The 16,486-nt window shown below is 74.5% G+C and carries 18 protein-coding genes; 8 read left to right on the forward strand and 10 right to left on the reverse strand.

The features are described 5' to 3' along the window. Window positions 1–8: 8 nt before the first annotated feature. On the reverse strand, window positions 9–878 hold the full coding sequence (locus A6A27_RS41110) for a PhzF family phenazine biosynthesis protein (RefSeq protein ID WP_073840049.1): 870 nt from the start codon (window positions 876–878) through the stop codon (window positions 9–11). A 32-nt stretch (window positions 879–910) separates the two neighbouring features. Between A6A27_RS41110 and A6A27_RS41115 the strand changes: the two genes are divergently transcribed. The 3 genes from A6A27_RS41115 to A6A27_RS41125 all read left to right on the forward strand — a co-directional run bounded on the left by A6A27_RS41115 (window position 911) and on the right by A6A27_RS41125 (window position 4,152). Next, window positions 911–2,197: a magnesium transporter MgtE N-terminal domain-containing protein gene (locus A6A27_RS41115; RefSeq protein ID WP_073840050.1), complete on the forward strand. Its 1,287-nt coding sequence runs from the start codon at window positions 911–913 to the stop codon at window positions 2,195–2,197. Further along, window positions 2,190–2,795 (forward strand): DUF1003 domain-containing protein, encoded by a 606-nt coding sequence (locus tag A6A27_RS41120; protein ID WP_073840051.1) that lies wholly within the window; start codon window positions 2,190–2,192, stop codon window positions 2,793–2,795. Before A6A27_RS41115 ends, A6A27_RS41120 begins: the two co-directional genes overlap by 8 nt. Window positions 2,796–3,006: 211 nt before the next feature. After that, complete coding sequence (locus A6A27_RS41125) at window positions 3,007–4,152, forward strand: Mrp/NBP35 family ATP-binding protein (protein WP_073840052.1); 1,146 nt, start codon at window positions 3,007–3,009, stop codon at window positions 4,150–4,152. A 170-nt stretch (window positions 4,153–4,322) separates the two neighbouring features. Here A6A27_RS41125 and A6A27_RS41130 read toward each other — a convergent pair whose 3' ends face one another. Next, entirely contained in the window at window positions 4,323–4,745 is a 423-nt protein-coding gene (locus A6A27_RS41130; RefSeq protein ID WP_073840099.1) for a preprotein translocase subunit TatB, read from the reverse strand. Between the two features lie 73 nt (window positions 4,746–4,818). Further along, on the reverse strand, window positions 4,819–6,237 hold the full coding sequence (locus tag A6A27_RS41135) for a S1C family serine protease (RefSeq protein ID WP_443190045.1): 1,419 nt from the start codon (window positions 6,235–6,237) through the stop codon (window positions 4,819–4,821). A gap of 213 nt (window positions 6,238–6,450) precedes the next feature. Between A6A27_RS41135 and A6A27_RS41140 the strand changes: the two genes are divergently transcribed. After that, complete coding sequence (locus tag A6A27_RS41140) at window positions 6,451–7,101, forward strand: O-methyltransferase (RefSeq protein WP_274534635.1); 651 nt, start codon at window positions 6,451–6,453, stop codon at window positions 7,099–7,101. A 130-nt stretch (window positions 7,102–7,231) separates the two neighbouring features. Here A6A27_RS41140 and A6A27_RS41145 read toward each other — a convergent pair whose 3' ends face one another. Together A6A27_RS41145 and A6A27_RS41150 are read right to left on the reverse strand one after the other, a co-directional pair. Next, complete coding sequence (locus A6A27_RS41145) at window positions 7,232–8,692, reverse strand: leucyl aminopeptidase family protein (RefSeq protein WP_073840054.1); 1,461 nt, start codon at window positions 8,690–8,692, stop codon at window positions 7,232–7,234. Window positions 8,693–8,835: 143 nt separating this feature from the next. Continuing rightward, window positions 8,836–9,003 (reverse strand): DUF3117 domain-containing protein, encoded by a 168-nt coding sequence (locus tag A6A27_RS41150; RefSeq protein ID WP_013283866.1) that lies wholly within the window; start codon window positions 9,001–9,003, stop codon window positions 8,836–8,838. Between the two features lie 190 nt (window positions 9,004–9,193). Between A6A27_RS41150 and A6A27_RS41155 the strand changes: the two genes are divergently transcribed. Further along, window positions 9,194–10,012, forward strand: a complete 819-nt coding sequence (locus tag A6A27_RS41155) for a PaaX family transcriptional regulator (protein ID WP_073840055.1) — start codon at window positions 9,194–9,196, stop codon at window positions 10,010–10,012. 3 nt (window positions 10,013–10,015) lie between these two features. Then, a complete protein-coding gene (locus A6A27_RS41160; RefSeq protein ID WP_073840056.1) occupies window positions 10,016–10,807 on the forward strand; it encodes an enoyl-CoA hydratase/isomerase family protein in 792 nt (263 codons plus the stop codon). Between the two features lie 117 nt (window positions 10,808–10,924). Here the strand turns inward: A6A27_RS41160 and A6A27_RS41165 are convergent, their stop codons facing one another. The 4 genes from A6A27_RS41165 to A6A27_RS47910 form a co-directional block, all read right to left on the reverse strand. Then, window positions 10,925–11,545, reverse strand: coding sequence for a hypothetical protein (locus tag A6A27_RS41165; protein WP_073840057.1), 621 nt, complete (start codon window positions 11,543–11,545; stop codon window positions 10,925–10,927). A 63-nt stretch (window positions 11,546–11,608) separates the two neighbouring features. Continuing rightward, window positions 11,609–12,193: a DNA-3-methyladenine glycosylase I gene (locus A6A27_RS41170; protein WP_073840058.1), complete on the reverse strand. Its 585-nt coding sequence runs from the start codon at window positions 12,191–12,193 to the stop codon at window positions 11,609–11,611. 54 nt (window positions 12,194–12,247) lie between these two features. Beyond that, window positions 12,248–12,742 carry an SRPBCC family protein gene (locus tag A6A27_RS41175; protein ID WP_073840059.1) on the reverse strand — a complete coding sequence of 165 codons (495 nt, stop codon included), beginning with the start codon at window positions 12,740–12,742 and terminating at the stop codon, window positions 12,248–12,250. Continuing rightward, on the reverse strand, window positions 12,739–13,500 hold the full coding sequence (locus A6A27_RS47910; protein WP_083673260.1) for a DivIVA domain-containing protein: 762 nt from the start codon (window positions 13,498–13,500) through the stop codon (window positions 12,739–12,741). The genes A6A27_RS41175 and A6A27_RS47910 overlap by 4 nt, the downstream gene beginning before the upstream one ends. A gap of 161 nt (window positions 13,501–13,661) precedes the next feature. Here A6A27_RS47910 and folP point away from each other — a divergent pair, with 161 nt between their 5' ends. Then, the gene (gene folP / locus A6A27_RS41185) at window positions 13,662–14,531 is read left to right on the forward strand and encodes a dihydropteroate synthase (protein ID WP_073840060.1); all 870 of its coding nucleotides are present in this window, start codon (window positions 13,662–13,664) and stop codon (window positions 14,529–14,531) included. A 6-nt stretch (window positions 14,532–14,537) separates the two neighbouring features. On the opposite strand, the gene ndhC is transcribed toward folP, so the two are convergent. Next, on the reverse strand, window positions 14,538–14,915 hold the full coding sequence (gene ndhC / locus A6A27_RS41190; protein ID WP_073840061.1) for an NADH-quinone oxidoreductase subunit A: 378 nt from the start codon (window positions 14,913–14,915) through the stop codon (window positions 14,538–14,540). 119 nt (window positions 14,916–15,034) lie between these two features. Between ndhC and A6A27_RS41195 the strand changes: the two genes are divergently transcribed. Continuing rightward, window positions 15,035–16,453, forward strand: coding sequence for a hypothetical protein (locus A6A27_RS41195; RefSeq protein WP_073840062.1), 1,419 nt, complete (start codon window positions 15,035–15,037; stop codon window positions 16,451–16,453). Window positions 16,454–16,486: the final 33 nt, after the last annotated feature.

Genomic DNA, 16,486 nt, shown 5'->3' on the forward strand with positions numbered 1-16,486 from the left:
GGCGCTGGTCAGCCCACGAAGGGCGGGACGGCGATCTCGCCGCGGGCCACCGGCATCACCTGGCCGGAGACCGTCGCGCCCACGGCCACTCCACCGGCCGCGGTCACCGTGCAGGCCAGCGCCGACGGGCGGTTGATCTCGATGCCCTGGCGGACCGCGTACGCCGAGCGCCCCTCGCCGGGCAGCAGCCCGCTGGCGACCAGCCAGACCCCGAGGCCCAGCGCGGCCGAGCCGGTGGCCGGATCCTCCGGCACGCCGAGCCCCGGCACGAACACCCGCGCGTGCGCGGTCTGGGTGGCCGGGTCCCAGGAGAAGACGCTCACGTGCTCCACGCCGTACCGCTCCGCCGCCGGCGGGTTCAGCTTGGCCCGGGCCACCACGTCGGGGCGTACCGGAAGGTAGGGGAACTCCAGGCCGCAGCCGGCCACCCGCGGTGCCGGGCCGGCGTGGTCGGCGGCGGTGAGGCCGACCATCTCCAGCAGCGGCTCCGGGTCGAGCTCGGGGCCGAGGGTGGGCGTGCCGCCGGTGAGGGTCGCGCCCGTCGCGGTCACCTCGATCGGCAGCACCCCGGCACCGCACTCCTGGCTGACCTGGCCCGCGTCGAACATGCCACGTCGGCTCGCGGTCACCGCCGCGCCCACGCTCGGGTGGCCGGCGAACGGCAACTCCTCGGCCGGGGTGAAGATCCGCGCCCGGTACGTCGCCCCGACCTGTGTCGGCGGCAGCACGAACACCGTCTCCGACAGGTTGAACTCCAGCGCGAGCGCCTGCATCTGTTCGGTGGCCAGCCCTTCCGCGCCGAACACCACGGCCAGCGGGTTGCCGGCGAACGGGCGGTCGGTGAAGACGTCCACGATCTCGTAGGCCAAGGTCGACATGTTGATAAACACTAGGCCCTTAGGCTGGTGCTGTGAGCACGCCGAACCGGGTCTACCTCGCTCGACTCGCCGGAGTCGCCGTCTTCGACCCGAATGGCGACCAGGTGGGCCGGGTCCGCGACGCGGTCGCCCGGCTGCGGCCGAGCCCGCAGTCGCCCGAGGTGGTGGGTCTGGTCGCCGAGATGCCGATGCGCCGGCGCATCTTCCTCTCCATCAACCGGATCACCTCCATCGACCCGGACGCCGTCGTCCTGGGCAGCGGCACCCTCAACCTGCGCCGCTTCGAGAAGCGCCCCAACGAGCTGCTGGTGCTGCAGGAGCTGCTGGACCGGCGGGTGCAGTTGGAGAACGGGCAGCCCGGCACGGTGGTCGACGTGTCGATGGAACGCAGCCGCGGCGGCGAGTGGCCGCTGACCCGGGTGGCCGTCCGCGAGCAGACCGGCCGGCTCACCCGCCGCGGCCACCTCCAGCAGGTCGAGTGGGACCGGGTACGCGGCCTCGGCGGGGTGGGCGACACCCGCGGTACGGCCAACCTCCTCGCCGTCCTGGAGGACATGCGCCCGGCCGACCTGGCCAACGCGTTGCAGGACCTGCCCGACGCCCGGCGCAACGAGGTGGCGGCGGCGCTGGACGACGAGCGCCTCGCCGACGTGCTCAGCGAGCTGCCGGAGCACGACCAGGTGGAGATCCTGGCCGCACTGGACCGGGAACGCGCCGCCGACGTGCTCGAGGAGATGGAGCCGGACGACGCCGCCGACCTGCTCAACGAGCTGCCGCCGCCGGAGCAGGACGTGCTGCTGGACCTGATGGAGCCGGACGAGGCAAACCCGGTACGCCAGCTGCTGCGCTACGCCTCGGGCACCGCGGGCAGCGTGATGACCTCCGAGCCGGTCATCCTGCCCCCCGACGCCACGGTGGCCGAGGCGCTCGCCCGGATCCGGGAGCCGCAGCTCTCCCCCGCCGTGGCCGCCCAGGTCTTCGTGACCCGCGCCCCGATGACCACCCCCACCGGCCGCTACCTGGGTATGGTCCACTTCCAGCGGCTGCTCCGGGAGCCCCCGGCCGACCTGCTCGGCGGGGTGGTGGTCAACGACATCGACCCGCTGCGGCCGACCACCCCGCTGCCCGAGATCACCCGCCGGATGGCCACCTACGACCTGGTCGCCATGCCGGTGGTGGACCGCAACAACCGGCTCGTCGGGGCGGTGACCGTGGACGACGTGCTGGACCACTCGCTGCCCCGCGACTGGCGCAACCGGGACGTCGTACCGGCCCCGGCCGCCGCCGAGGCAGAGACCCTGGACGGTGGCGATGGCTGACCAGCGACGGGCCGAGCGACTGGACCAGCCACGCGAACCCCGGGGCGTCCGGCTGCCCCGGGTCGACCAGGAGACCTTCGGCCGGTGGTCCGAGGGGATCGCCCGCGGCATGGGCACGGCCAACTTCATCGTCTACATGACGCTGGTCATCGGCGCGTGGTTCGCGTGGAACACCCTCGCTCCGCCGAGTTGGCGCTTCGATCCGTACACCTTCACCTTCCTCACCCTGCTCCTGTCCATCCAGGCCTCGTACGCGGCCCCGCTGATCCTGCTGGCCCAGAACCGGCAGTCGGACCGGGACCGGATCGCGCTGGAGGAGGACCGGCGGCGCGCCACCATGCAGAAGGCCGAGACGGAATACCTGGCCCGGGAGATCGCCGCGCTGCGGATCGCCGTGGGCGAGGTGGCCACCCGGGACTTCGTCCGCTCGGAACTGGCCCGGCTGGCCGAGGAGCTGGACGAGGCGGCGCAGCGGCGGCAGCGGCGGGAGCGCCGGCAGCCGGGCCGGGAGCCCCGGCGGCACGGCGGCGAGCCACTCGACGAGCCGCAGGACGAACTGGACGGCGACTACGCCCGGGACCGGCGCCCGGAGGGCTGAGCCGGGCGGTGACCGGCACCGCCGCCCGGGCCGCCGACAGCCGCGGGAAGTATTGAACGCCGCGCGCCTCAAGGGGCCAGGCGAGCGGCGTTCGTCTCGATCGTCCCACTTCGCGGCACGGCCCGTCCACCCCTCGGTCGCGTCATCGATTCGCTCACACCGGCCCCCGCCAGCGGCGGACGCCAATGACCAGCGACGTAGCATTGCGGGCATGTCAGCACCCGTCAGCACCGTCTCCGACGCGATCCAGGCCGCCCTGGCCACCGTCAACGACCCGGAGATTCGTCGGCCCATCACCGAGCTCGGCATGGTCCGTTCCGCCGAGGTCGGCGACGACGGCGTCGTCCGGGTCGAGCTGCTGCTCACCGTGGCCGGCTGCCCGCTGAAGGACAAGCTGCGTACCGACATCACCGCGGCCGTCGGCGCGGTGCCCGGCGTGACCGGCGTCGAGATCGAGTTCGGCGTGATGAGCTCGGAACAGCGCCAGGAGCTCCAGTCGAAGCTGCGCGGGGGCGGCGGCCAGGAACCGGTCATCCCGTTCGCCCAGCCCGGCTCCCGCACCCGGGTGTACGCCGTCGCCAGCGGCAAGGGCGGCGTCGGCAAGTCCAGCGTCACGGTCAACCTGGCCGCCGCGCTGGCCGCCCGCGGGCTCTCGGTCGGCGTGGTGGACGCCGACATCTACGGCCACTCGGTGCCCCGGATGCTCGGTGCCGAGGGCGCCCCGACCCGGGTCGAGGACATGATCATGCCGCCGCAGTCGCACGGCGTGAAGGTCATCTCGATCGGCATGTTCACCCCGGGCAACGCGGCCGTCGTCTGGCGCGGTCCGATGCTGCACCGGGCGCTGCAGCAGTTCCTCGCCGACGTCTACTGGGGCGACCTGGACGTGCTCCTGCTGGACCTGCCCCCGGGCACCGGCGACATCGCGATCTCGGTGGCCCAGCTGCTGCCGAACGCGGAGATCCTGGTCGTCACCACCCCGCAGACCGCCGCCGCCGAGGTGGCCGAGCGGGCCGGCGCCATCGCGCTGCAGACCCACCAGCGGGTGGTCGGCGTCATCGAGAACATGTCCTGGCTGGAGCTGCCGGACGGGTCCCGGATGGAGGTCTTCGGGGCCGGCGGCGGCGAGGCGGTCGCCGAGTCGCTGACCCGGACCATCGGCGCGCAGGTGCCGGTGCTGGGGCAGATCCCGCTGGACACCCGGGTCCGCGAGGGCGGCGACGCCGGCACCCCGATCGTGCTGACCCAGCCGGACGCACCGGCCGCCAAGGCGATCCTGCAGGTCGCCGACCGGCTGGCCGTCCGCCGCGAGTCCCTGCTCGGCAAGCCCCTGGGCCTCAAGCCCGCCGGCCGCTGACCCCCTGACCCACCTCACCGACCCTCCCCGGCCTCCCGCCCGGGAGGGTCGCTGACGTTCCGGCCCGCCTCGTTGATCATGGGGGTTGGCGGTGCGACACGCCGATCCGTGCGCCGCCAACCTCATGATCAACGGCACCGGGAAGTCGGGAAGCCCTGGGGGCAGGCGGGTCAGGTGGCGTCGTCGTAGCTGGCGCGGGGGGCCGGGGCGGCGGCCGTGCCGCCGGTGGCGGTGATCGGACGGGTGGTGTTCCGCACGTCGGCCGCCTTCGCGACCTCCTTCAGGTCGTCGTGCACGCCGCTGACGTCCGCGCGTAGGCCGTCGTACATGCTCTGCAGCGGCTTCCGGATGGCCTGCTCGTCCTCCTCGCTGAGCAGGTGCTTCCGGATGAACGCCTTCGGATGCAGGTCCTCCAGCTGGATGTCGGTGCCCAGCTCACGGCTCAGGTCGCCGGTGGCGTTCCGGGCCATGGCGCGCAGGTTACGGACCATCCGGAGCCCGTCGTTGATCACGGTGGGCAGCCGGTCGCCGAAGATCAGCAGCGCCAGGAGCAGCAGGGCGCCGATCTCCCACCAGTTCAGGTTCTCGAACACTCCGGCCTCCTCGTCCGCGTCCATGGCAAGACTACGCACGTCACCGGGCTGTCCGGGAGGGGGAGAGGGGTGCTCACTTCGCGTCCGCGGCGAGCGTTACCGAAGTGTTCTGCCGGGTTGTACCCCGCCGATACTCCACCGTCACCACCGATCCGGGGGCGTACTTGCGGACGAGTGCCACCAGATCGGTCGGGTCGGTCATCGGGTGCCGGTTGAGCCGGAGCACCACGTCCCCGGCACGCAGCCCGGCCGCCGCCGCCGGCCCGGACGGCTCGACGGCGTTGAGACGTACGCCACCGCCGGACACGCCGGTGCCGCCCACCTGGGCGCCGATCACCGTGCGCCGAGCCTTGCCGGTGCCGATGATGTCCTGGGTGATCCGCTTCGCCTGGTTGATCGGGATGGCGAAGGCGAGCCCGATGTTGCCGGCCTCCTGCCCGTCGGCGACCAGCGACTTGATGGTCGAGTTCACCCCGACCACCCGGCCGCCGGAGTCGACCAGCGGGCCGCCGGAGTTGCCGTGGTTGACCGCCGCGTCGGTCTGGATCGCCGCGTAGTAGCGCGTCGGGCCGCCCGGCTCGCCGGCCTGCATGGTCCGGTCCACCGCGCTGACGATGCCGGCGGTGACCGTGTTGGCGAGCGAGAGCGGCGAGCCGATGGCGAGCACCGGGTCCCCGACGGCGAGCCCATCCGAGTCGCCGAACTCCACCGGCCGCAATCCGGTACGCGTCACCTTGATCACGGCGATGTCCGACTCCGGATCCTGCCCGACGACCGTGGCCGGCGCGGAGCTGCCGTCGTTGAAGATCACCGTGGCCTTGCCGGGGCCGCCGGCGACGACGTGGTCGTTGGTGATGATGTGCCCCTCGGCGCTGACCACGAAGCCGGAGCCCTCGCTGGTGCCGCCCAGGCTGGCCACCCGGATGGTCACCACGCTGGGCAGCACCTTCTCGGCGACGCCGGCCAGGGACTCGGGCTTGCGCTGGGCGAGCGCCGGAGCCGACGGGGACGGCGCGCCGAGGGTGGTCACCGCACTGCCGTGCAGGAAGGCGTACGTCAGGGCACTGCCGAGCGAACCGGCCAGCAGGGCGGTGATGAGCGAGACCAGCACCACCTGCCGCAGCTTCGGCCGGCCCTGCGCGTCCGGATCGGTCACCGGCTCCGGTTCGCCGGCGCCGACCGGTGCGGCGGGGACCACCACCGCGGCGGGTGCGTACGGGTCGCGCCACGGATCGGCGAGTGCGTCGGACCACCAGGGCGAGGTCGTGCCGCCCCCGGCGCCCTGAACGCCCTGCGGCCAGCTCCCGGGGAGCGTGCCGCCCCCGGCGCCGGATGTGCCCTGGGGGCGCTGCGGCGGACTCCCGGGGGTCGTGCCACCCCCGGCGCCCGGTATGCCCGGGGGCGGACTCCCGGGCGCCGGCCCTCCCGCCGGTGCCGGGGTCCCGCCGGGCTGGCGCCAGTCCCAGCCGTCGGTCACGTCGGTGCCTCCCAGTCCGTCCCGCACGTCCCGTGGCGCGGGGCCGGCGAAGCCGGCCGTGCCGCACGGGACACCGTCCAGGATTGCACGAATGCCCCGAACGGAGTCAGGGGTTGCCCGGCCGTGATCGTCGCGCAGCACACTCGCGGCTGCGCGCCTTGGATCGCGCCTCTAGGCTCATAGCGCAAACCGACCCCTCGCACCACTCCCGCCGCCCGGAGGTGTCCCATCGCCACGGTCGCCAGCTCCGGCAACGCGACGGCCCAGGCGCTCCAGTTCGCCGAGTCGTACGTCACCGAGGATCTCGTGCTGCGGACGGCCCGCAGTCTCGCCCACGAGGTGGGCGTGGAGGCGGTGACGCCGGGGGCCGGGGCCGCGCTGCGACTGCTCGCCGCCGCCGGCAACGCCCGGGCGGTGGTGGAGATCGGCACCGGCACCGGGGTCAGCGGCGTCTGGCTGCTGCGCGGCATGCGGCCCGACGGAGTGCTCACCACCATCGACCTCGAGGTGGAGCACCAGCGGATCGCCCGGCGGCTCTTCGTGGAGGCGGGCTTTCCGTCCGGGCGTACCCGGATCATCACCGGCCGGGCCCTCGACGTGCTGCCGCGGCTCGCGGACGGCGCCTACGACCTGCTCTTCGTCGACGCGGAGGCGACCGGCTTCAGCGCCTGTGTGGACGCCGCGCTGCGGCTGTTGCGGCCCGGCGGGGTGCTCGCGCTCAACGGCACCCTCGCCGGCGGCCGGATCGGCGATCCCGCCGCCCGGGACGTGGAGACGGTCACCGTCCGGGAGACCATCAAGGCGATCCGGGAGTCGGAGCACTGGATCCCCGCGCTGCTGCCGGTCGGCCACGGCCTGCTCGTCGCCGTGAAGGCCTGAATCGCCGGGCGGCCTTCCGCCGGCACCGGCTGCGACGGGTCGCACCCAGGGCTCAGCCACACCGGGCCCGGGGTGCGCCCGCGCCCAGGGGTCGACCGCGCCAGCCACGCGGCGCGAGGTCCGCCCGCCGTCAGCCCAGGGTCGCCAGCCAGCGCAGCAGCCCGCGTACGCCCCAGCCGGTGGCGCCCCGGGTCAGCTCGCCGTGCACGTCCTCCGACCACGAGGGGGCGGACATGTCCACATGCACCCAGCGGTCCCGCAGGTCACCGGTGAACTCGCGGAGGAAGAGCGCGGCCACGACGGAGCCGGCGCCCCGGTCCGGGGAGCTGTGCAGGTCGGCCACGTCGCTGCCCAGGTACTCGACGTAGTCGGTGGGCAGCGGCATCCGCCAGGCGCGCTCGCCGGCCGCCTCGATCGCCGTCAGCAGGTCGGCGGCGAGCTGGTCGTTCTCGCTGTACAGGGCGCCGTGCCGCTTGCCCAGCGCCACCGCGTTCGCGCCGGTCAGGGTGGCCAGGTCGACCAGCAGGTCGGGGCGGAGCTCGCGCTCCGCGTACGCCAACGCGTCGGCCAGCACCAGCCGCCCTTCGGCGTCGGAGTTGGTGCTCTCGCTGGTCAGGCCGCCGTAGTGACGAATGATGTCGCCGGGGCGGAACGCCGAGCCACTGACCATGTTCTCGGCGAGCGGCGCGAGCGTGGTGACCCGCACCGGCAGCCGCAGCGCGGCGGCGCCCAGGGTCGCGGCGACCACCGCGGCGGCGCCCGCCATGTCCTTACGCATCAGCTTCATGGCCGGCACCGGCTTGATCGACAGGCCGCCCGTGTCGAAGGTGATCCCCTTGCCGACCAGCACCACGTGGGTACGCGCGTCCGCCGGCCGCCAGTCCAGCTCGACCAGACGGGGGCCGCTGGCCGAGCCGCCGCCGACGGCGAGGATGCCGCCGAAGCCCTCCGCCGCCAGTTCCTCCGGCCCGCGTACCCGCAGGTGCAGGTCGGGACGGTCGGTCGCCGCGGCCGCGACCTGAGCGGCGAACCAGTCCGGGTTCTTGGTCGAGGAGGGGGTGTTGGTCAGGTCGCGGGCCAGCCAGGTCATCTCGGCGGTGGTCCGGGCGGCCGCCAGGGTCGGGGCGAGCGCGTCCGGGTCGCGCACCACGACGTCCACCTCGGCCAGCGCGGGCGTCCCGCCGGCCTCGGTCAGCCGGAACCGGTAGGAGCCCAGCAGCAGCCCCTCGACCAGGCCGCGGAGCGCCTCCGCCGCGTCCGCCGGGAGGGCCACCGTGACGTACGTCTCATCCTTGGCGGCGCGGGCCAGCGCCGCGCCCGCGCTCCGCCAGCCGTGCTCGTCGCCGTCGCCGACGCCGAGCAGCACCAGGCGCGCGGGCGTGCCACCCGGGCGCAGGTGCTCCCGGACCTCGCCCGCGGCACCGGTCAGCCGGGCGGCGGGGAGCAGCGCGGCCGCCTCGGCCCGGATGTCGTCGCCGGGCGGCGAGGCGGTGGGGACCAGCGCGGGCGGGCGGTCCGGCCCTTCGGGACGAACGGGCAGGACGAGGGTGTCGAGCCGCTCGGGCTCGCGCACCAGACGAATGGCCAGCACGCTGGACCGCACCTCCGAAAAGTTCTCAAAACGGGATAACTCGCCGAAGCGAGCCGACGAAGGCCCTGAGCCACCGGCGTTGCCGGTGGCTCAGGGTAGGACGAACCGCTCGCGCGACCCGGGCCGCGCGGACCGCTCCTCGCTCAGCCGGCGGCCGCCTTCAGCGCGTCACCCAGCGCGGTGGCCTCGTCGGGAGTCATCTCGACGACGAGCCGGCCACCACCCTCCAGCGGGACCCGCATGACGATGCCCCGGCCCTCCTTGGTGACTTCCAGCGGACCGTCGCCCGTCCGCGGCTTCATCGCCGCCATGTTGTCTCCCCTCAGACCTACACCAGGGTCGGTGGGTTGCCCCACAGCCACTTCGCCATAACCACCCGCAACCATCGCGGGGGCGTCGACCAACGATTTTCCCTGATGAACACCGCCGGACCCAAACCGAAGCAGCATTGATGTAACAGCATCTAGCATATCTTGGATAGGCCTGTCACAATGTGCGGTCATGCAGGCACGGTCGGCACTCTTCGACCTGTACGGCGACCATCTCCGGGCGAGGGGTGGGCGCGCACCGGTCGCCGCCCTGGTCAAGCTGCTGGCGCCGCTCGGGATCGCCCCTCCAGCCGTCCGCACCGCGGTCTCCCGGATGGTCCGCCAGGGCTGGCTCGATCCGCTCCGGCTCGCCACCGGGCCCGGCTATTCGATCACGCCAAAAGCGGCCCGGCGACTCGACGAGGCGGCCTCCCGGATCTACCGCACCGGGCGGCACAGCTGGGACGGGCGGTTCGACCTGCTGGTGCTGGAGGCCCCGACCTCCCGGCGGGACCGGCAGCGGCTCGCCGCCAACCTGACCTTCCTCGGCTACGGCACGCTCGACGACTGCACCTGGGTGGCCACCCGCCCTGGTGAGGACGTCGACGTCCTGCTCGCCGAGGCGGGCGTGCACTACGAGCGGTTCACCGCGGCCCACGCCGCCGGCAACCCCGGCGCGATGGGGGTGGTCCGCCGGGCCTGGGACCTGGCCGAGATCGGCCGGGCGTACGAGCGGTTCGTCGCGGAGCAGAAGCCCCTGCTGTCCGGCGTCACCGTGCGCAGCAGCGACGAGGAGGCGTACGCGGCCCGGTTCCGGCTCGTGCACGCGTGGCGTACCTTCCTCTTCCGGGATCCGCAGCTGCCCCCGGCGCTGCTTCCCGAGCGCTGGCCGGGCACCAACGCGGCCGGTTTCTTCGACCGGCACGCGGCCCGGCTCCGGCCGGCCGCCGACCGGTACGTCGAGCACTGCCTCGACGCCAGCAACCGCCTCGCCCGACAGAAGGGTCGTTAGAACGTGACCGAGCCGCTGCTCGTCGACCGCACCGACGCCGTCGTCACCCTGACGCTGAACCGCCCGAACGCGATGAACTCGCTGGACGTGTCGCTCAAGGAGGCGCTCCGCGACACCCTCGCCGAGCTGGAGACCGACCGGTCCTGCCGGGCGGTCGTGCTGGCCGGGGCGGGCGGCTCGTTCAGCGCCGGGCAGGACCTGCGGGAGCACGTGCAGACCCTCGAATCCACCGACACCGACCAGCTGGCCACCGTGCGGGCCCACTACAACCCGATCGCCGCCCGGCTGGCCAACCTGCCCAAGCCGGTGGTCGCCGCGGTCCGGGGCATGGCTGCCGGGGCCGGCGCCTCGCTGGCGTTCCTCGCCGACTTCCGGATCGGCGGGCCGAAGACGAAGTTCCTGATGGCCTTCGCCGGAGTCGGGCTCGCCGCCGACACCGGTGCCTCCTGGACGCTGCCCCGGCTCGTCGGGCACGCCAAGGCCGTCGAACTGCTGATGCTCGCCGAGCCGGTGGGCGCCGAGGAGGCGAACCGGCTGGGCCTGCTCACCCGCCTGGTGGACGACGACGAGCAGGTGCTGCCGGCCGCGCAGGAGCTGGCCACCCGGCTCGCCGCCGGCCCGACCGTCGCGTACGGGGCGATCAAGCGCCAGCTCTCCATCGCCGACGCCGGCACCCTCGCCGACGCCCTCGCGGCCGAGGCGCAGGCGCAGTCGATCTGCGGCGCCACCGCCGACCACAAGGCGGCCACCATGGCATTCGTCAACAAGCAGAAGCCGGTCTTCGAGGGGCGCTGACCCGTCGCGCGCTTCGGACGGCCACGCGCTTCGGACGGCGTGGCCCTCCGGCGTCGCATGCGCCCTCTTTCCAGCAATCAGACACCGCCGGGCGGGAGGTAACCGGACCGACCGGGGTCAGTCGTCCTCTTCGGGATCCTGGTTGGCCGCCACGCCGAGCACGTACGCCTGCATGGCCAGCTCGTCGCCGGTGGGCGAGACGAAGGCGGGCAGCTCGCGGGGGCCCAGTTCCTGCACGTACGACCAGAAGAGCCGGACCGCCTCGGCGGGCGAGGCCGCCTCGATCGGCAGGTCGAGGCTGACCAGCCAGGACCGCCGGGCGGGCGGCGGGCCGAGCAGGGCGGCCAGCTGCCCCCAGGCCGTTAGGTCCAGCCCGGTCACCGGCCCGTCGAGGGCCACGTCGTCCACCGGCACCGGCTCGTCGAGCACCCGCCGGGTGTACGACACGACGAGCTCCCCCGGGCCGGCCTCGGACAGCGGGTCGTCCGGGTCCTCCCGGGTCTCCGCGGTGGCCAGGGCGACCCGGCCGAGCGCCACCAGCCGCAGCGGCTCGTCGACCAACACGGCGACCGGGTCACCGGGCCGGGGCCGGGCGACGCCGTCCAGCCCGGTGAGCTCCAGGGTGTCGTGGTGCACCAGCCGCTCGGCCTCGTACCGTTCGGCGGGCAGCAGCACCGCCCAGGCGCCGGACACGGTGCTCTCGGTCGTCCCGCTCGTACGGAGCTCGGTGTCGGTCATGGCGTCAATCCCATCACGCCGGGACGGTGCTGGTCCCGGCACGTCCGCCGGACGCCGCCGGCGTCACGTCCCGACCGTGTCGAGGTTCACGTGGCAGCCGGCGAGGTGGTCGTCCACCATGCCGGTGGCCTGCATCAGCGCGTACGCGGTGGTGGGGCCGACGAAGCGGAAGCCCTGCTTCTTGAGCGCCTTGGCCAGCGCGGTCGACTCCGGGGTGAGCGCCGGCACCTCGGTGAACGACCGGGGCCGGGCCCGCCGAGGCGGCGGCGCGTAGGACCAGAGCAGCGCGGAGAGGCCGCCGGGCAGCTCCAGGGCGGCCCGGGCGTTGGCGACGGCGGCTTCGATCTTGGCCCGGTTGCGGACGATCCCGGCGTCGGCCAGCAGCCGGGCCACGTCGGCCTCGCCGTAGCCGGCGACCTTATCGATCCGGAACTCGTCGAAGGCGAGCCGGAACGCCGGCCGCTTGCGCAGGATGGTCAGCCAGGACAGGCCGGACTGGAACGCCTCCAGGGTCAGCCGCTCGTAGAGCGCGTCGTCGCCACGGAGCGGCCGGCCCCACTCCCCGTCGTGATAGACGGCGTAGTCCGGGGTGCTAGCTCCCCAGGCGCAGCGGTGCAGCCCGTCGGCGCCGATCACCAGGTCAGTCACGGCGTCAAGGCTAGGCCGACCCACCGACAACGAGCGACGACGGCCCCCGCGGGCTCAGGGCAGCCGGCCCTGCTCGACCAGCCGGGCGAACTTCTTCAGCGCCTGGGTGAGGCTGAACTTCGAGCCGGGCCAGAGCACCGGCCAGGCCACCCGGCCGGCGGTCCCGCCGGGCAGGTGGAACCACTCGTGCCAGACCACCTGGGTCCGGTCCCGCTCCACCGGGGTGCAACGCAGCACCCCGGGACCGCGCAGCAGCTTGCCGCAGTGAACCACGCCGACCTCGTACGGGGCGTCCACCCGGACCACCCGCATCTCGTCCCGCAGCACTGCCGGGCCGAGCGTGGTGACCGCCTCGACCAGGCTCCCCTCGCCGCCGTCGCCCTCCACCACCCGCACCGTGGTGAGCGGGATCCAGTCGGACTGCCGTTCCCAGGCGGTCAGCGCGGCGAAGACCCGCTCGGCCGGCGCATCGACGATCACCGTCGCGGTGACCTCGGCGGCACCGGGTTGGGCCGCCTCGCCGAGCGATTCGCCCTCCGGGCCGGTCACGCCGACTCCGAGCGGACCACCGCGCCGCGCTCCCGCTCGCCGTCGGGGGCCGGGGCGGTCGCCCCGGTCGGACCACCGGCCGGGGTGCCGGCGGCCGGGTTGGAGGTGGGGCCGGCCGGCGGCCGGCCGGCGGCGGCCCGACCGGCCGCTGCCTCGTCGGCGGGTGCCGCGACCGGGGCTACCGGGCCGGGGGGCACCGGGGTGTCCGAGGGGAGCATCGCCTCGTCCTCCACCGCCGCGGCGGCCGGTGCCGCGGCCAGCCCCGCCTCGGCGGTCAGCGCGTCCGTCGAACTGTCGGCGGCCGGCGCGTCGGCGGAGGTCCCGGTGGTCTCGCCGGCCCCGTCGGCCGGGGCGTCGGCGGGGCTGCTCCCGGCGGTCGGGCTGTCGGCCGGCTCCGTGCCGGCGGCCTGCTCCCGGGTCCGGCGCAGCGCGTCGGCCTCCTCGGTCCGCCCCGCCCGGAGCGCGGCGAGCTCGGCCTCGAGCACGCCGATCAGCTCGGACTTGTAGCCGATGTCGTACGCGGCCCGGCGCATCGCCTGGTCGACCTGGGCCATCCGATAGCCGCGCAGCGCGGTGTCGAAGCGCACCTCGGCGATGTCCGACTCGTCCAGCGGGCGGCTGCCCGGCAGGGGCACGGCCCACCCGTCCGGCTCGGTGGGCACCAGGCCCGGGTCCCGCCCGGAGACCAGCACCGTCACCCCGAACACCACCGCCGCGACGGTCAGCGCCACGACCAAGAGGAGCAGAACGTCACCCATGGGGAGATCGTGGCATGCGGGCGCGCATCGGGCGAGCCCTCCACCCGCACCGATCATGATTCGAAACCCGGCGTACCGGGCGGGCCGGCCGGGGACCGACCGGATAGCGTCGGGGGCGCCCGGCGGACGACCGGAGCCGGGGCGGAGATCAGGAGGCGGGCATGGCCGGGGCGCTGCGGCTCGGTGGGCGGACCTTCTCCCCCGGCGAGCTGGTGGTGATGGCGATCGTCAACCGCACCCCGGACTCGTTCTTCGACCGGGGTGCCACCTTCGCGCAGGACAGCGCGCTGCGGGCGGTGGAACGGGCGGTGACCGAGGGCGCCGGGATCATCGACATCGGCGGGGTGAAGGCCGGTCCGGGCGACGAGGTCGACGTGGCCGAGGAGATCCGCCGGACGGTGGACACCATCGCCGCCGTCCGGGCCGCGTTCCCCGACGTGGTCATCTCGATCGACACCTGGCGGGCCGAGGTGGCTGTGGAGGCGGTGGCGGCCGGCGCCGACCTGCTCAACGACACCTGGTCGGGGGCGGACCCGGCGCTGGCCCGGGTCGCCGCGGAGACCGGTGCCGGGCTGGTCTGCTCGCACGCCGGCGGGCTCACCCCGCGGACCCGGCCGCACCGCGCCGCGTTCGACGACGTGGTGGCCGACGTGGTCGCCACGGTGACCGGGCTCGCCGACCGGGCGGTGGCCCTCGGCGTACGCCCGGACGGGATCCTGATCGACCCGGCGCACGACTTCGGCAAGAACACCCGGCACTCCCTGGAGATCACCCGCCGGCTCGGCGAGCTCACCGACACCGGGTGGCCGCTGCTGGTCGCCCTGTCGAACAAGGACTTCATCGGCGAGACGCTGGACCTGCCGGTGCCGGACCGGCTGGAGGGCACCCTGGCCGCCACCGCAGTCTCGGCCTGGCTCGGCGCCCGGGTGTTCCGCGCCCACCAGGTCCGCGAGACCCGCCGGGTGCTGGACATGGTCGCCTCGATCAAGGGGGACCGGCCGCCGGCCCTGACCCGCCGCGGCCTGGCCTGAGCCAGGTCACGTCCAGCGGAGGATGTTCTTCCGCCAGGCGTAGAGGATGCCGAGCGCCACCACGGCGACGAAGACGGCCATCTCCACCACCGTCGTCACGCCGAACCCGGGCCGGTCGAAGACCAGCGCCCAGGGGAAGAGGAAGACCGCCTCGACCGCGAAGAGCACGTACAGGTACGCGTAGACGTAGTACCTGATCTGCATCTGCGCCCAGTCGCCGCCGACCGGGTCGAGGCCGCACTCATAGCTGGCCCGCTTCCCCCAGGGATCGGCCGGACGGCTGGGACGTAACACCCGATTGGCTGAGAACGCCGTGACGAAGAAGAGCACGGCGGCGAGCAGCAGGAGACCGAGGGTGGCGTACGAGCCGAGATAACCGGTCACGGTCGGGAGCCTACCGCTCCTCCCGCCGGCGGTCCCGAACGCAGGTTTGTTTCGTTTTGGGTCCAACGCCCGATGACAACAATGGCCGAAAAACGGAAACGAGCCTCACCGGAGGACAGATGACCCGCCCCCGCGTACGACCCACCCGGCGGGCCGTGCATCGACGTACCTCGGTGCTGCTTCCACCCGCGCTGGCCGCCGGCCTCGCGGCGGCGCTCGGCGTGGCGCCCGGGTGGGCCACCGCGTCGCCAACTGCGGCCGGCGTGGTGCGCGCGGCCACCGATCCGGCGACCGAGCCCGGCAGCGGCACCCCCACCGGGGAACCGACCACGACCGAGCCGGCACCGACCACGGCGCCGCCGACCGAGAGCGCACCCCCGGGGACCACACCGCCGGCCCCGACCAGCACCGCGCCGGCTCCGACCAGCACCGCTCCGGGCAAACCCCCGCCCACCACCACCGCGCCGACCGCCACCGCACCGGCGCCGCCGGCCGCCCCGCCCGCCACGCCCGGTCAGCCGGCCGGCGCTCGGCTCGGGGTACGGGTCACCACCGAGGACGTCACGCTGCCCTCGGCGTACTGGAATGCCGACCGCACGGTGACCACGCTGCGGGTGACCGTGACCAACACCGGCGGCAGCACCGCACGGATCCGGCTCGGCTACACGCTGCCGGCCGGCCTGACCGACGTGGGGACCGCGGGCTGCGCGCCCGCCGGGGGCGGCAACTACCGCTGCGGCGAGTGGACCACCCCGCCGGGCGCCCGGTTCCGCAGCGCGATCCGGGTCCGGGTCGCCGGCACCGCCTGGCGGTCCATGCCGCTGGCCGGCTCGGTCCGGGTCACCGCCACCGCACCCGGGGTCAGCGGGTCGGCCACCGACGACGAGGGCTTCGCCGTCATCTTCCCGCCCGGGCCGCCGGCGCCCGGCATCGCGCTCCGCGCCGAGGAGGTGCTCCTCGACAACAGCGGCGGCCCGACCACCCTGGCGGTACGCCTCGGCAACACCGGCCGGGTCGACGCCGCCGGCCGGGTCGACGTGGTCCTCCCCGACGGGGTGGCCCCTGCCGGCCCGCCCGCCGGCTGCACCGCCGTGGCCCCGGACCGCACCCGGTGTGACCTGGGCACCGTGCCGGCGGGACGCACGGCCACCCTGCGGTTGCCGGTGGCGGCCACGCCGGAGGCCCGGCGCCGGGCCCCGCTGTCCGGCGCGGTCGCCGGCCGGCTGGAGCCCCGCAGCGGGCGGGACCGGCAGGTGCAGATGAGCTTCCGGATCACCTCAGCCGCCGTGCCGGCCAGCCCGGTCGTCGGTACGCCCGGCTCGCAGGGCGACCTGGATCACGCGGGGCGGGCCGGGGGCGAGGACGACGCCAGCCCGGTGCGGACGGCCGTCGTCCTGATCGCCGCCTCCGGACTCGTGGTGGTGCTCGCGCTGGTCCTGGCGACCACCTCGCTGCGCCGCCGGATGAGCGGCGGCCCAGCCGCGGCAGCCGCCACCCGAAGTGATCCGCCGGACCACTCCAGGGGTGCGGTGATCTGAGTTACGGTGACGGTACTAATGCCGCAAAGCCGG

Origin of the sequence: Micromonospora sp. CB01531 (assembly GCF_001905095.1) — a bacterium.
Classification (GTDB): domain Bacteria; phylum Actinomycetota; class Actinomycetes; order Mycobacteriales; family Micromonosporaceae; genus Micromonospora.

Coding starts and splice junctions, on each gene's coding strand:
- A6A27_RS41110 (WP_073840049.1), bottom strand. CDS start 878: ATGTCGACCTTGGCCTACGAGATCGTGGACGTCTTCACCGACCGCCCG.
- A6A27_RS41120 (WP_073840051.1), top strand. CDS start 2,190: ATGGCTGACCAGCGACGGGCCGAGCGACTGGACCAGCCACGCGAACCC.
- A6A27_RS41125 (WP_073840052.1), top strand. CDS start 3,007: ATGTCAGCACCCGTCAGCACCGTCTCCGACGCGATCCAGGCCGCCCTG.
- A6A27_RS41150 (WP_013283866.1), bottom strand. CDS start 9,003: ATGGCGGCGATGAAGCCGCGGACGGGCGACGGTCCGCTGGAAGTCACC.
- A6A27_RS41155 (WP_073840055.1), top strand. CDS start 9,194: ATGCAGGCACGGTCGGCACTCTTCGACCTGTACGGCGACCATCTCCGG.
- A6A27_RS41165 (WP_073840057.1), bottom strand. CDS start 11,545: ATGACCGACACCGAGCTCCGTACGAGCGGGACGACCGAGAGCACCGTG.
- A6A27_RS47910 (WP_083673260.1), bottom strand. CDS start 13,500: ATGGGTGACGTTCTGCTCCTCTTGGTCGTGGCGCTGACCGTCGCGGCG.
- folP (WP_073840060.1), top strand. CDS start 13,662: ATGGCCGGGGCGCTGCGGCTCGGTGGGCGGACCTTCTCCCCCGGCGAG.
- A6A27_RS41195 (WP_073840062.1), top strand. CDS start 15,035: ATGACCCGCCCCCGCGTACGACCCACCCGGCGGGCCGTGCATCGACGT.